Source organism: Myxococcus sp. CA039A, from assembly GCF_013336645.1.
In the GTDB taxonomy this organism is placed as follows: domain Bacteria; phylum Myxococcota; class Myxococcia; order Myxococcales; family Myxococcaceae; genus Myxococcus; species Myxococcus llanfairpwllgwyngyllgogerychwyrndrobwllllantysiliogogogochensis.
Genome location: NZ_JABUMQ010000709.1, coordinates 1 through 911 on the forward strand (window position 1 = coordinate 1; position 911 = coordinate 911).

Below are 911 nucleotides of genomic sequence, written 5' to 3' on the forward strand. Positions count from 1 at the left end.
GTGCTCCTTCGCGGGCGGAGCAGGGGCTCCCGGGAAGGTGACGTGTTCGGTGAAGCCACTGGCGCGCGGGGCCTGGGCGACGCCGGGGCGCATCGCGCGAGTCGGCTGCGAGGGCGCGCTCGGATGCGACCCGCCAGACGTGGTGGACCTCGTGGGACGTGGAGCGGGAGGTGCGAAGGGCTCCTCGTCGCCGAGCGCCATGGGAGAGAGGTCCTCCTCGGCGCCCAGGGCCATGAGCACGGCGGGACGCTCCCCGGTGAGCGTGGGGACCTCGTCGTCCTGAATCGTGGATGGCTCTTCGTCGTCGAACGCGGGCGCTTCCGGGGTGAGGAACTCGCTGCCGTCGAGCACGGGAAGCTCGTCGGTCCGGCTTCGTCGTGGAGGGCTGCCAGGCGCGCGGCGCAGCTCCAGCACGCCTCGTTCCAGCAGGGCCTTGAGGACGACCTTCACCTCGATTTCAGGCAGCCGCGCCGCGAGGGCGAGTTGGGGCACCGCGTGGACTCCGTCGACGAAGGACGCGATGTGGGCTTCGAAAGGGTGGAGGGGCTGCAACGCGATGTTCAGTCCGGCACGAAGGTGCGGCACGGTGTCCGCGTCCATGGGCACGGTGAATCGCGCGGTGGCCAGGTCCTGCGGCGCGGGCCGCTGGGGCGGCGGCCTGGGCACTTCCATGGTCCTGCTGCGCTGGGGTGGGGAGAGCAGGGCCCGGACGATGGTGGGCTCCGTGATGATGTACTCCCCGCTGGCCTGCTCCGGGTCCAGGAGCAACCCGCAGAACTCACACTGGAAGTCGTCCCCTTCCACCGTGCCCCTGCACTCTGGACATTCTAGTTTTGCGGCCATTTCGGGCCCATCATAGCGCTCCGGGACCCCCATCACCTGACGCCTCGCGGGGAGGGGTGAAAATGGGG

Annotated in this window: 1 pseudogene; it reads right to left on the minus strand. The window is 70.1% G+C overall.

The window, feature by feature from the left end:
* Positions 1–804: pseudogene (locus HR086_RS49115) on the minus strand (hypothetical protein); the annotation flags it as partial.
* Positions 805–911: the final 107 nt, after the last annotated feature.